The 13,106-nt window shown below is 73.0% G+C and carries 11 protein-coding genes and 1 pseudogene; 2 read left to right on the forward strand and 10 right to left on the reverse strand.

The genetic code is table 11. From position 1 onward, the window contains the following. Positions 1-105, reverse strand: a pseudogene (locus tag ABTY61_RS41270) (ABC transporter ATP-binding protein); the annotation flags it as partial. A 207-nt stretch (positions 106-312) separates the two neighbouring features. Then, entirely contained in the window at positions 313-2,700 is a 2,388-nt protein-coding gene (locus ABTY61_RS41275; RefSeq protein ID WP_350510396.1) for a restriction endonuclease, read from the reverse strand. Positions 2,701-2,878: 178 nt separating this feature from the next. Between ABTY61_RS41275 and ABTY61_RS41280 the strand changes: the two genes are divergently transcribed. Then, positions 2,879-3,817, forward strand: a complete 939-nt coding sequence (locus ABTY61_RS41280; RefSeq protein WP_350510397.1) for a DUF2797 domain-containing protein — start codon at positions 2,879-2,881, stop codon at positions 3,815-3,817. Positions 3,818-3,886: 69 nt separating this feature from the next. Here the strand turns inward: ABTY61_RS41280 and ABTY61_RS41285 are convergent, their stop codons facing one another. From ABTY61_RS41285 to ABTY61_RS41310, 6 genes are all read right to left on the reverse strand, one after another. Then, positions 3,887-4,255, reverse strand: coding sequence for a hypothetical protein (locus ABTY61_RS41285; protein ID WP_350510398.1), 369 nt, complete (start codon positions 4,253-4,255; stop codon positions 3,887-3,889). Next, positions 4,252-4,959, reverse strand: a complete 708-nt coding sequence (locus ABTY61_RS41290) for a DUF6232 family protein (RefSeq protein ID WP_350510399.1) — start codon at positions 4,957-4,959, stop codon at positions 4,252-4,254. The genes ABTY61_RS41285 and ABTY61_RS41290 overlap by 4 nt, the downstream gene beginning before the upstream one ends. Before the next feature lie 109 nt (positions 4,960-5,068). Beyond that, positions 5,069-5,380 (reverse strand): hypothetical protein, encoded by a 312-nt coding sequence (locus tag ABTY61_RS41295; RefSeq protein ID WP_350510400.1) that lies wholly within the window; start codon positions 5,378-5,380, stop codon positions 5,069-5,071. Positions 5,381-5,723: 343 nt separating this feature from the next. Further along, positions 5,724-6,461 carry a succinate dehydrogenase/fumarate reductase iron-sulfur subunit gene (locus ABTY61_RS41300; RefSeq protein ID WP_350510401.1) on the reverse strand — a complete coding sequence of 246 codons (738 nt, stop codon included), beginning with the start codon at positions 6,459-6,461 and terminating at the stop codon, positions 5,724-5,726. Further along, positions 6,458-8,404, reverse strand: a complete 1,947-nt coding sequence (locus tag ABTY61_RS41305; protein ID WP_350510406.1) for a fumarate reductase/succinate dehydrogenase flavoprotein subunit — start codon at positions 8,402-8,404, stop codon at positions 6,458-6,460. Before ABTY61_RS41305 ends, ABTY61_RS41300 begins: the two co-directional genes overlap by 4 nt. Before the next feature lie 11 nt (positions 8,405-8,415). Continuing rightward, positions 8,416-9,120, reverse strand: a complete 705-nt coding sequence (locus ABTY61_RS41310) for a succinate dehydrogenase cytochrome b subunit (protein ID WP_350510402.1) — start codon at positions 9,118-9,120, stop codon at positions 8,416-8,418. A 96-nt stretch (positions 9,121-9,216) separates the two neighbouring features. On the opposite strand from ABTY61_RS41310, the gene ABTY61_RS41315 reads away from it, so the two are divergent. After that, entirely contained in the window at positions 9,217-10,152 is a 936-nt protein-coding gene (locus ABTY61_RS41315; protein ID WP_350510403.1) for a LysR family transcriptional regulator, read from the forward strand. A 117-nt stretch (positions 10,153-10,269) separates the two neighbouring features. Here the strand turns inward: ABTY61_RS41315 and ABTY61_RS41320 are convergent, their stop codons facing one another. Both ABTY61_RS41320 and gcl read right to left on the reverse strand, forming a co-directional pair. Beyond that, positions 10,270-10,758 (reverse strand): glutathione peroxidase, encoded by a 489-nt coding sequence (locus ABTY61_RS41320; RefSeq protein WP_350510404.1) that lies wholly within the window; start codon positions 10,756-10,758, stop codon positions 10,270-10,272. Positions 10,759-10,926: 168 nt separating this feature from the next. Beyond that, positions 10,927-12,708 (reverse strand): glyoxylate carboligase, encoded by a 1,782-nt coding sequence (gene gcl / locus ABTY61_RS41325; protein WP_350510405.1) that lies wholly within the window; start codon positions 12,706-12,708, stop codon positions 10,927-10,929. Positions 12,709-13,106 lie beyond the last annotated feature (398 nt).

A 13,106-nucleotide genomic window follows, 5' to 3' on the forward strand; every position in this document is an offset into this window, starting at 1 on the left:
GTCCAGGGCGACGACCCGGGTCTCCCCCTCCCCGTAGACCTTGTTCAGGCCGGTGGCGCGGGCGGCCGCCAGGCCGGTACGGACGGCGGTTGCGGGGAAGGTCACGGGGGCTCCTAGGAACGAATCGGATTTTCCTACCGATCCATCCTTCCAAGCGGTTCGCGCCCGACGCGTATGCCGGGAAGACGACCGGCCCCCGTCGACCCGGCGGGGCGGCGGGGGCAGTCTCCTCCTCAGGTATGACATGTCCCCGGAGGGGACGGGCGCGGGCCTCGGCCGGGGACCAGATGTCGGGACCAAAGTCCCCGGCGGTCACTCCACCGCGACGCCGAAGGCGGTCGCCAGCCCCGCCAGACCGTTCGTCACCGCCCGTGCGGAGGGCTCGAACTGCCAGCCCGCGGCCGCCCGGCGGAAGCTCCCGAGCAGCATCGCCGAGTCCGGGACGCCACCGTTCGCCCCCGGCCACTTGGCCGGACCGGCCGCGCCCGGCCCGTACTCCGCCGCGACGGCCAGCCCGTACACGTAGCCGAGCGGCAGCGCCGGGTGCTCCTCCTCCTCGGTGGAGACCGCCAGCACCACCTCGTCCACCGCGGCCGGCAGCCGGTGCAGGTCCAGGCTCAGCCGGGCCGCCCGGGCGGGCTCGCCCGGCACCGAGTGGGTCGGGTGCAGCCGGACGGCGCCGTCCGGGTCCTGCGGGTTGTTGAAGAACACGAAGTGCTCGTCGCTGAGCACCCGGCCGCGGGCACACAGGAACGCCGTGACGTCCAGCTCCACCGGATCCCCGCCGGCCGTACGGCTCTGCCAGCTCACCGTGACCCTGCTCTGCGGGGCGGCCGGCTCGGCGGTCGTGCCGGCGGTCGTCCCGCCGGTCGGCGCGGGCTCGGGCGCCGCGTCCGCACCGCCGCCGAGCCGCCCGCGCAGCCCCTGCTCGGCGAGCAGCCCCACCAGCTCCGGCCCGCTCACCAGGGTCAGCGGCTTGCCCTCGATGTAGCTGTACGAGCCCTTGCCGAAGCCCGCCGTGGTCACCAGGATGCCCTTGATCGCGCCGTGGTGGCGCACGGTGGACTCGAGGTCGCGCACGGCCGTCGGCGGGACGGTCTTCTTGTAGCGCTTCGCCTGGATCACGATCTTGCCGCCGGTCACCGGGTCCAGGTCCTCGGCGACCACGTCCACCCCGACGTCGCCGCTGCGGGCCGTGGTCATGACCCGGAAACCGCGCAGCCGGAACAGCTCGGCGATCAGGTCCTCGAACTCCAGCGGGTCCATCTCGAACAGGTCCGGGTCGTCCTCGCCGAAGTGCCCGGCCAGGCTCCCGCCCACCGACTCCGGCAGCCGGTCCGGCTTCACCTCGTCCAGCCGCTCGGGCCGCGCCGACAGCCTGCCGCCCAACCCCTGGAAGCACTCCACCGGCGCCACCCGGTCCAGCGCCAGCCCCGCGAACTCGGCCCGGGTCGCGGTCAGCGTGGACAGGAAGCGCTCGGCCTCCCGGCCCGTCGCCGGGTCGATGCCCAGCACGAAGCCGTTCACCACCACCGAGTCCAGCATCCCGTCCCGGTCCGCCCGGAACAGCTCCGCCGCCACCCGCAGCGCCGACTGCGCCAGCACCTCCCGGTACAGCGCCTTGCGCTCGGTCGCCGGACGGGCCACCTCCGCCTCGCGGTCGTCCGCCTTCACGTACCGCACCCGGCCGGCCGCCGGCACCACGTCCGGGCCCGGCAGCTCCCAGTTCACCACCAGCTGACGGCTCGACATCTCCCAGGCCGCCACCAGCCGGTGCGGGAAGCCCTCCGGCCAGGCCGAGGAGGCGTACAGGCCCGCGGTGAAGTACTCCTGCACCGCCTCCGGCTCACCCGCCCGCAGCCGCCGCAACAACTCCTCGGTGCCGGCCCCGCGCTCCGCCTCCTGGCGGCGGAAGCGCTCCGCCCACACCAGGTACTCCTGGTGGTACGCGGCCAACCGGCCCTGCCGGTCCGCCTCCCGGGCCTGCGCGGCGTACCAGTCCTGCTCGAACCGGGCCCGGGCCTGCGCCAGGTACTGCTCGTACTGCCGGCGCACCCCGGCGTTGCGGGCCTGCGCCGCGTCCGGCGGCGGCACGTGGTAGGCGGCGGACGTCTGGTCCGGCATCGGCACCGGCTCGCCCAACGGCCCCGGATCGAACGGCGGCACCGGGCGCGGCGCGAGCAGGGCCTGCGGCCCGAACGCGGGCGCGGCCAACCCGGCCGCCAGCAGCCCGCGCAACTCCTCGACCCGGGCGTCCAGTTCCGCCGTCTGCCGGGCCGCCTCCGCCTCCCGCGACTGCTGGTACGCGCGCTGCGCCTCCCGCTCGTCCCGGGCGGCGGCCCGCTGCGCCTCGCGCTGGGCCCGCTCGTGCCGGCGCAACTCCGCCGCCTCGGCACGCCAACGGGCCTCCTCCCGGCGCTGCTGTTGCCGCTGCGCCTCCGCCCAGACCGTCAGCACCCCGCTGTTCCGCCGCCCCGCCACCAGCCACCCCTTCGCGCTCACTCCGACCCGGCCGCTCCGCGCCACCTCCCGGCACCACCGTCGACCGCGCCCGCCACAATAGAACGTGGACGCCCCGCCGGGCCAAGCCCCCGCGAGCTGCGGGGCTGTCCGGTCGTCGTGGTGGCGGTCGGCGGGCGGTTCCCAGGGGAGGCCGAGGCCGCGGGTGACGTCGTGCAGGTGGACCAGGGTCTCGACCATCCACCCGGCCGGGGCCTTGGGAACGGGCCCCGGCAGCCGGACAGAACAACCCGAGGACAGCCCAGCAGGGCGTCGGTCAGTGGCAGAGCCACGACCACCGGAGACCCACTTACGACTATCAGTGTCAGTGGCGCCGGGTAGCCTGGCCGGATCGAAGACCCTCCAGGAAGGGATGCCCGTGACGATCCCCGCACCGCAGCACCCGGACCGGCCCGCCGGGTGGGTGTCCACCGGCCTGAGCTGGCACGAGGGCCGGGCGCTGCTCGGGGCCGTGCGCGACGGGCGGGTCCATGAGCGGGCCGTCGCGCCGGGTGCGGAGGTGGGCTGGTTGCTCGGCGGGCCGCGCCGCTGTGTGGGGGCCTGGCTGGCGGGGGCGACGGAGCGCACGCCCTGCCCGCACCACGCGGTGGTCGACCCGGGCGGCAGCGCCACCCAGTGCCCGGCCTGCCAGAGCGTGGACCGCGGCCTGGCCCTCGCCCGGGACCAGATCCTCGACGACGGCCGGACGTACCTGCTCTACCTCGCCTGGTTCGGCGAGGGCCTGTTGAAGGTGGGCCTGACCGCCGAGCAGCGCGGCGACAGCCGCCTGCTCGAACAGGGCGCGCTGGCCTACGCGTTCACCGCGCGCGGCGGCCTGCCCGCGGTGCGCCGCGCGGAACTCACGGTCGCCGCCTCGGGGATGGCGCGCGAGCGGTTCAAGTCCCGGCTCAAGACGGACCACTGGTGGGTGCACGGCGACGCGCCCTATCGCCGTACGGTGCTCACCGAGGCCCGGGCCCGGGCGCACCGGCTGCTGGAGGGGCACGCCGTGGAGCTGCTCGCGGACCGCCCGGTGGTGGACCACGTGGAGCGCTACGGCCTGGCCGGCGGCGCCCCCGAGGCCTACCGGGAGGTGGTCGGCCTGGCCGCGGGCGCGGTGATCGCGGGCACGCTGCGGCCGCCCGTGGGCCGGCACCTGTTCCTGGACCAGCCGGACGGCTCCGGTCCGCTGCTGCTGGACACCCGGCGGCTGACCGGCTGGACGCTCACGCCGGTGGCCGGCCGGGCCTCCGAGGGGCTGGCCCTGGAGGAACGGGTCCGCCCGCCGGAGCCGGACACCCAGGAGGCGCTGTTCTGAGCCGGGCCGCCCGGCGGGCCTGGTCGACCGGTGGAACGCGTCCTCGCGGACACCGCGCCGTAGCAGTCCTCAGCGGCCGCTGATCAGCGCCAGCAGCTGGGTCGCCAGCCCCAGCGCGGGCGCGGCGACCTCGCCCAGCTCCCTGGTCAGCCCGGCGACCAGGTGGAGGGTGTTGCGCCAGCTGCGGCGCTCCTGGCCGGCCGGGTCGCTGAGCACCGGCAGGGTCTCCTGGAGGCTCTGCCGGTCCTCCTCGGGTAGCCGGGCGTCCCGGGCCAGCTCGGTGACCAGGACGGTGAGCTGCGCGAACAGCGCGGCGAGCTCCGGCGGCAGGGCCTGGTCGCCGGCCGGGCCGTGGTTGTGCTGGATGCCGATGTTGCCCTGGCCGCCGTGCACGGTGACGTTGTCGCCGAAGTGGAACCGCGATCCGCTGCCGCTCATTTGATGACCCCCGTGTGTCCCTGGCCGCCGTAAATGTTGACGTTGTCGCCGAACTGGTAGTGCCGCAGGTCCACCATGACGTTGCTGACGAACTGCTGGAACTCGGTCTGCGGGTTCTCGATCGCGTGGGTGATCCGGGCCTGGAGCTCGTACGCGTGCTTCTCGTCCTTCCAGGCGAGCAGCGCGGTCGGCGGGCCGGCGGTGTCGACGGTCAGTGCGTGCAGCCGCCGCTGGAGCAGGACCGGCAGGGTGGCGAGCAGGAAGTAGCCCACCACCAGGAGCAGCGTCACCACCACGATGGCGCCCGTGCTGGTGCCCTTGTCGCTGCTGCCGAAGCCGGAGGAGCGGGAGGAGTTGGCCAGGGCGTCGAGCCCGGCGATGACCAGCGCGGCCAGGACCACGATCCCGCCGAACTTGAGGAACCGTCTGATCGCGCCGAGGACGTCGGGAAGGATGACCGTGATGCTGACCCGGGCGATGGTGGCCAGCGGGTACGCCGCCGAACCGATCCAGAGGATCCGGTTGGTGACGGCGACCCGGACGGCCGAAGGGTCGTACGCGGGCATCGGCGGCGGGCCGGGCGGGGCGCCGACCGCGTGCGCCGCCGCGTCCACGGCCGGCGGGGCCGGCGGCGGGACGTACGGCAGCGGGGTGGAGCCGGTCGGCCCGACCCGTGACGGTTCGACCGGTTCGGTCGGTTGCATGAGAGTCCCCCAAGGCTGTCAAACGAGCGACGACAATAAACCAGCACGGTCCTGGCGCGCACAAGCGCTTTGTCGAAAGCGGTACTTGACGGGCCCTACGGGTGCCTGCTCAGCCCAGCTTGCCGCGCACCCCGCCGGGGCCGGAGCGGGCCCGCCGGGACAGTGGCGGGCGGGAGGGGCGGACGTCGCCGCGCCCGGCGGGGACCGGCTCGACGGCCTCGGCGGCGCGCCGGGCCAGCGCGGCCCGGGCGGCGGCGAGCGCGACCCGGGCGAGCAGTGGGTCCTCCCGCAGGCCCGCCGTGCGCTTGGACGTCTGACAGGGGGAGCACCAGACCGGCGAGGCCGGTCCGTCCGGATAGACCATGCCCTCCGGCGGCAGGTAGTGCCCACCGCACTCGACGCACTCGAAGACCAACCTCATCCGACGATCACCGTCCCGGATCCGTGGCACCGACCGCAGGGTGACCAGAAGGTGTGAACGCTGGGCACCATGCTCCCTTCCTCGTCCAGTTCGACCGTTGCCTCGGTCTTCTGGGTCCCCCCGGACCCGCCGCAGCCGGAACAGGACTGAACCTCAGGCATATGCCGTCCTCCCGTAGCGGAGCACCACCGTAGCGCGATTCTCCGTCAGGAAGCACCGCGTGCGGCGTTCCACCACTCGTTCGGGGAGCGTGAACTGCCTTCGCACGCCCCGGAGAACGGCGTCGGCCCCTCGCCTGAGCACCAGAGCGAGGGGCCGACCGTCTCGGGGGGAGGGGAGGGGGTCAGCCGCGGGCGGCCCGCAGGAACTCCCGGTTCATCGCCGCGATGCTGGGCAGCGGGATGCCCTTGGGGCAGGCGGTGGCGCACTCGCCGGTGTTGGTGCAGCCGCCGAAGCCCTCGGCGTCCATCGCGGAGACCATGCCGAGCACCCGGGCGGAGCGTTCCGGTGCGCCCTGCGGCAGCACGTTGAGGTGCACCACCTTGGCGGAGGTGAACAGCATCGCCGAGCCGTTCGGGCAGGCGGCCACGCAGGCGCCGCAGCCGATGCACTCGGCGTGCTCGAAGGCGGTGTCCGCGGCCTCCTTGGGGACGGGCGTGGCGTGCGCCTCGGGGGCGCTGCCGGTGGGGGCGGTGATGTAGCCGCCGGAGCCGATGATCCGGTCGAAGGCGGAGCGGTCCACGACGAGGTCCTTGACCACCGGGAAGGCCGAGGCCCGCCAGGGTTCGACGTCGATGGTGTCGCCGTCCCGGAAGTGCCGCATGTGCAACTGGCAGGTGGTGGTGCGCTCGGGGCCGTGCGCCTGGCCGTTGATGACCATGCCGCAGGCGCCGCAGATGCCCTCGCGGCAGTCGTGGTCGAAGGCGACCGGCTGGTCGCCGCGGGTGATCAGCTCCTCGTTGAGGGTGTCCAGCATCTCCAGGAAGGACATGTCCGGGCTGATGCCGCTGACCTGGTAGGTGGTCATCGAGCCGGGTGCGTCCGGGCCCGCCTGGCGCCAGATGCGCAGGGTGAGGTTCATGCGTAGCTCCGCTGGGTGGGGTGGACGTGCTCGAAGTCGAGGTGCTCGCGGTGGAGGACGGGCGCCTCGCCGGTGGCGGTGAACTCCCAGGCGGCGGCGTAGCCGAAGTCCTCGTCGCGCCGGGCGGCCTCGCCGTCGGGGGTCTGGCTCTCGGTGCGGAAGTGGCCGCCGCAGGACTCGGCGCGGTGCAGCGCGTCCAGGCACATCAGCTCGGCCAGCTCGAAGTAGTCGACCAGTCGGTTGGCCTTCTCCAGCGACTGGTTGAGCTCCTGGCCGGTGCCGGGCACCTTGATCCGGCGCCAGAACTCCTCGCGCAGCCGCGGGATCCGGGCCAGGGCGCGCTTGAGCCCGGCCTCGTCGCGGGCCATCCCGCACTCGTCCCAGAGCAGTTCGCCGAGTTCGCGGTGGAAGGAGTCCGGGGTGCGGTCGCCGTCGACGGAGAGGATCAGGTTGAGCCGGTCCTCGACCTCCGCCTCGACCTCGGTGAGCACCGGGTGGTCGGCGGGCACTGCGGCCACCGGGTTGCGGGCCAGGTAGTCGTTGATGGTGGGCGGCAGGACGAAGTAGCCGTCGGCGAGGCCCTGCATCAGCGCGCTGGCGCCGAGCCGGTTGGCGCCGTGGTCGGAGAAGTTGGCCTCCCCGATCGCGAAGAGGCCGGGCACGGTGGTCTGGAGGTCGTAGTCGACCCAGAGCCCGCCCATCGTGTAGTGGATCGCCGGGTAGATCCGCATCGGCACCCGGTACGGGTCCTCGGCGGTGATCCGCTCGTACATGTCGAAGAGGTTGCCGTACTTGGCCTCGACGGCGTCCCGGCCCAGCCGGCGGATCGCGTCGGCGAAGTCCAGGTACACGCCCTGGCCGCCGGGGCCGACGCCGCGGCCCTCGTCGCAGACGTTCTTGGCGGCCCGGGAGGCGATGTCGCGGGGCACCAGGTTGCCGAAGGAGGGGTAGATCCGCTCCAGGTAGTAGTCCCGCTCCTCCTCCGGGATCTGCCCGGGCGGGCGGGTGTCGCCCTGGGCCTTGGGCACCCAGATCCGGCCGTCGTTGCGCAGCGACTCGCTCATCAGGGTGAGCTTGGACTGGTGGTCGCCGGAGCGCGGGATGCAGGTGGGGTGGATCTGGGTGAAGCACGGGTTGGCGAAGTAGGCGCCGCGCCGGTGGGCCCGCCAGATCGCGGTGGCGTTGGAGTTCTTGGCGTTGGTGGAGAGGTAGAAGACGTTGCCGTAGCCGCCGGTGGCGAGGACGACCGCGTCCGCGGTGTACGAGCGGATCTCCCCGGTGACCAGGTCGCGGGCGACGATGCCGCGGGCCCGGCCGTCGACCACCAGCAGGTCGACCATCTCGGTGCGCGGGTGGAGCTCCACGTTCCCGGCGGCGATCTGCTGGGAGAGCGCCTGGTAGGCGCCGAGCAGCAGCTGCTGGCCGGTCTGGCCGCGGGCGTAGAAGGTGCGGGAGACCTGCACGCCGCCGAAGGAGCGGGTGTCCAGCAGGCCGCCGTACTCGCGGGCGAAGGGCACGCCCTGGGCCACGCACTGGTCGATGATCTCCACCGACACCTGGGCGAGCCGGTGCACATTGGACTCGCGGGCCCGGAAGTCGCCGCCCTTGACGGTGTCGTAGAACAGCCGGCGGACGGAGTCGCCGTCGTTGCGGTAGTTCTTGGCCGCGTTGATGCCGCCCTGGGCGGCGATCGAGTGGGCGCGCCGCGGGGAGTCCTGGAAGCAGAACTGGACGACGTGGTAGCCCTGTTCGGCGAGGGTGGCGCCGGCCGCGCCGCCGGCCAGGCCGGTGCCGACCACGATCACGGTGTGCTTGCGCCGGTTGGCCGGGTTGACCAGCTTGGCGTCGAACCGGCGCTGGTCCCAGCGCTGTTCGATCGGCCCGGCGGGGGCCTTGGTGTCGGCGACCGGCGAGCCGATCGCGTAGTCCAGGTAGCTGTTCACGTCGGCGCTGCTCACTTCACCACTCCGAACATCACGGCCAGGGGGACGGACAGGAAGCCCGCGGTCAGCACCAGCGCCAGGCCATTGGCCGTCAGCTTGAGCGCCTTGTCGCGGCGGGCGTTGTTGGCGCCGAGGGTCTGCGCGGCGCTCCAGAAGCCGTGCCGGATGTGGAAGCCCAGGGCCACCACCGCGAGGATGTAGAACACATCGCTGTACCAGCGGCCGAAGGTGCCGACCACGTTCTGGTAGACGTGGCCGTGCTCGGCGACCGGGTTCACGGTGAGCGTGGTGAGGTCGAGGATGTGCCAGACGATGAACAGCGCCAGGATCACCCCGCCCCAGCGCATGGTGCGGGTCGCGTAGCTGGCCCGGCGGCGCCGGTGCACGTACTTGCTCGGGCGGGCGGCGAGATCCCGGCGGCTGAGCTGGTACGCGGAGACGCCGTGCAGCACGACGGCGGCCACCAGCCCCACCCGGGCGATCCACAGGAACCACTCGTGGCCCAGGAAGGGTTGGCCGATGGTGCGCAGCCAGGCCGCGTAGCCGTTGATGTCGTCGGGGCCGAAGAAGACCTTGAGGTTGCCCAGCATGTGCGCGACCAGGTACAGCAGCATCGCCAGTCCGGTGACGGCCATGACCGCCTTCTTGCCGACGGTCGACCGCCACAGGGTCGCCAAGGTGGACGGATGCCGGCCCGTCCGAGTCGCGGTTGTCATGGCAGCAACGGTAGGGACGGTCGCAAGGGTACGTCCAAGACATGCTGCGGCTGGTGACGATAGCCGGAGCCTATCGACGCGGCGTAGCCTGGTCGTGTGCAGCTCCAGCAACTCCGCTACTTCCTGGCCGTCGCCGAGACCCGCCACTTCACCCGCGCGGCCGAGGCGGCGCATGTCGCCCAGCCCTCGCTCTCCCAGCAGATCCGTTCGCTGGAAAGGGAGTTGGGGGCCGAGCTGTTCCACCGCACGCGCGGCAACATCGCCCTGACCGACGCCGGGGACGCCCTGCTGCCGCTCGCCCGGCGCATCCTCGCGGACACCGAGAGCGCCCGGCTCGCCGTCCAGGAGACGGTGCAGCTGCGCCGCGGCCGGGTCCGGCTGGGCGCCCCGCCGAGCCTGTGCACCAGCCTGGTGCCGGACGTGCTGCGGGTGTTCCGGGACCGCTACCCGGGTGTCGCGCTGGGGGTGCGCGAGGGCGGCTCGCGCGACCTGGTGCGCTGGCTGGCGGCGGGGGAGCTGGACCTGGCGCTGATCATCACCCCGACCAGCGGGGAGGCCGAGCCCGCCCTCGCCGTCACCGAACTGCTGCACGAGGAACTGGTGCTGGTCTCGGCCGAGGGGCTGGGCGGCGGGCGCCGGCCCCGGCGCACGGTGCGGGTGGCCGAGCTGGACGGGCGGCCGCTGGTGATGTTCCGGGAGGGCTACGACGTCCGCGAGGCGGCCCTGGCGGCCTGCCGGGCGGCCGGCTTCGAGCCGGAGTTCGCCGTCGAGGGCGGCGAGATGGACGCGGTGCTGGGCTTCGTCCGGGCGGGGCTCGGGCCCGCGGTGGTGCCCGGCATGGTCGCGGCCCGCTCGGGGCTGTCCGTCACGCCCTTCGCCGGGCCGGGCCTGGGGCGCACCATCGCCGTCGCCCACGGCCACGAGGTGCCGCTCACCCGGGCCGCGGAGGCCCTGCGCGACACCCTGCTGGCGCACCTGCGCGACGCCGAGCGGGATGGCGAACTCCCGCCGGGCACCCGGCTGTTGCTGTAACGGCGGCGCGGAACTCACGAGCGTCGCCCGGCATGGCTGCGTCGCCCCGCACGGCTGCGTCGCCCCGCACGGCTGAGGGCCGCCCGGGGGCGGCCCTCAGCGCTGGGTGCGGCGGCGTCAGGCCGGCAGCACGGCCTCGATCGCGGCGATCAGCTCGTCCGACTCCGGCGCGGTCCGCGGCCGGATCCGGGCGGCCACCGTGCCGTCCGGCGAGATCAGGAACTTCTCGAAGTTCCAGCTGACGTCACCGGCCTCGCCCTCGGCGTCCGCGACCGCGGTCAGCTGCTGGTACAGCGGGTGCCGGTCGTCGCCGTTGACGTCGATCTTCTCGAACAGCGGGAAGGTCACGCCGTAGGTGGTGGAGCAGAAGCTCTGGATCTCCTCGGCGCTGCCCGGCTCCTGCCCGGCGAACTGGTTGCACGGGAAGCCCAGCACGGTGAACCCGCGCTCGGCGTACCGCTTCTGGAGGTTCTCCAGGCCGGTGTACTGCGGGGTCAGGCCGCACTTGGACGCGACGTTGACGATCAGCAGCGCCTTGCCCTTGTGGTCGCCCAGCGAGGCGGGCTCGCCGGTCAGGGTGCGCAGCGGGATGTCGTACAGGCTCACGGTGGTGGTCCTTTCGGCAGGTTGGCAGCGGGGGTCTCGCCCGGGCACACCGTAGCGGCCCCCGACAGCTCAACCGTGCCGGCGCCGCCGGTGTTCCGTCCGGCCCGGCCGGTGTTCCGCGGGGGCGGGGGCGTACGGAGCGGCTCGTACGCCCCCGCACCTGCGGGGCTACAGTGCCAGCGGCTTGATCGCGGTCGGCGCGTGCTCGGGGAGGGTGGCCAACTCCTCGAACTCGTTGACCTTGTCGATGTCGGCGGCGGACATCGAGATGTTGGTGACCCGCTCCAGGATCGCCTCGACCACGACCGGGACGCGGAACTCGGCCGCCAGCTTCTTGGCCTCCTCGAAGGCCGGCAGCAGGCCCTCCGGCTCGGTGACCCGGATCGCCTTGCAGCCCAGGCCCTCGGCGACCTTGACGTGGTCGACGCCGTAGACGCCCAGCTCGGGGGCGTTGATGTTCTCGAACTCCAGCTTGACCTGGAAGTCGATGTCGAAACCCCGCTGCGCCTGGCGGATCAGGCCCAGGTAGGAGTTGTTGACCAGCACGTGGACGTACGGGATCCGGTGCTGGGCGCCGACCGCCAGCTCCTCGACCATGAACTGGAAGTCGTAGTCGCCGGAGAGCGCGACGATCTGGCCCTCGGGGTCGGCGGTGGCGACGCCCAGCGCGGCCGGGATGGTCCAGCCCAGCGGGCCGGCCTGGCCGCAGTTGATCCAGTGCCGCGGCCGGTAGACGTGCAGCATCTGCGCGCCCGCGATCTGGGAGAGGCCGATGGTGGTGACGTACCGGGTCTCCGGGCCGAAGGCGCGGTTCATCTCCTCGTAGACGCGCTGCGGCTTGAGCGGCACGTTGTCGAAGTGGGTGCGGCGCTGCAGCCGGGCCTTGCGCTCCTGGGTGGAGGCGGCCCAGGCGCTGCGGTCCTTGAGGGTGCCGGCGGCCTTGAGCTCGCGGGCGGCCTCGACGAACAGCTCCAGCGCGGCCTTGGCGTCGGAGGCGATGCCGAGGTCGGGGGCGAAGATCTTGCCGATCTGGGTGGGCTCGACGTCGACGTGGACGAACTTGCGGCCCGCCGTGTAGACGTCCAGCCCGCCGGTGTGGCGGTTGGCCCAGCGGTTGCCGATGCCGAGGACGAAGTCGGAGGCGAGGAAGTTCTCGTTGCCGTAGCGGTGCGAGGTCTGCAGGCCGACCATGCCGGCGTTCAGCTCGTGGTCGTCCGGGACGATGCCCCAGCCCATCAGGGTCGGGACGACCGGGACGCCGGTCAGCTCGGCGAACTCGAGCAGCAGCTCGGCCGCGTCGGCGTTGATGACGCCGCCGCCGGCCACGATCAGCGGGCGCTCGGACTCCTGGAGCAGCGCGATGGCCTTCCGGATCTGGATCCGGTTGGCGGTCGGCTTGTAGATCGGCAGCGGCTGGTAGGCCTCCGGGTCGAAGTCGATCTCGGTCAGCTGGACGTCGATCGGCAGGTCGATCAGGACCGGGCCGGGACGGCCGGAGCGCATCAGGTGGAAGGCCTGCTGGAACACGCCGGGGACCTGGGCGGCCTCCAGGACGGTGGTGGCGGCCTTGGTGACCGGCTTGGCGATCGAGGCGATGTCGACGGCCTGGAAGTCCTCCTTGTGGAGGCGGGCGACCGGGGCCTGGCCGGTGATGCACAGGATCGGGACGGAGTCGGCGATCGCCGAGTACAGGCCGGTGATCATGTCGGTGCCGGCCGGGCCCGAGGTGCCGATGCACACGCCGATGTTGCCGGCCTTGGCACGGGTGAAGCCCTCGGCCATGTGCGAGGCGCCCTCGACGTGCCGGGCCAGGGTGTGCCTGATCCCGCCGGAGGCCTTGAGGGCGGCGTAGAAGGGGTTGATGGCGGCACCCGGGACACCGAAGGCGACATCGACGCCTTCGAGCTTGAGGATCTCCACGGCCGCGCGGGCGGCTGTCATACGAGGCATCGGGTCTCTCCTGCGTCGGCCCGCAGTGGCTCGGAGGGCTCATCTCCTGAATTCCACCATACGGAAGAAGGGTTTCTGTATGTGGAAACACGGTAGGGTCGGGCCCGGCGGGCGTCAAGGGGACTTCAACAGAATGTGGAAGTCGTCGTGGAGTGATGTTCCTGGCTCGCCCGTCGCCTCCGGTCCGCACGTCTTCCACGGCCGGACTTCCGCTCGGCTCGCGCCGGCGCCCCGCTCGCCGTCGGACCGCCGCTGTCGACGGTGGTCCGACGCGGCTTCCGGGGTCCGGGCCTACCCTGGTCGCGGCCCGGAGTGGTCCGGGCATGGAATCCGGGTGGTACACCTGGGCCTTGAGCAGGTCGCTGTCGCCCCGGCCGCGGTAGCCGCTGGAGCCGCCG

It is taken from the genome of Kitasatospora sp. NPDC096128 (genome assembly GCF_040303105.1).
GTDB lineage: Bacteria > Actinomycetota > Actinomycetes > Streptomycetales > Streptomycetaceae > Kitasatospora.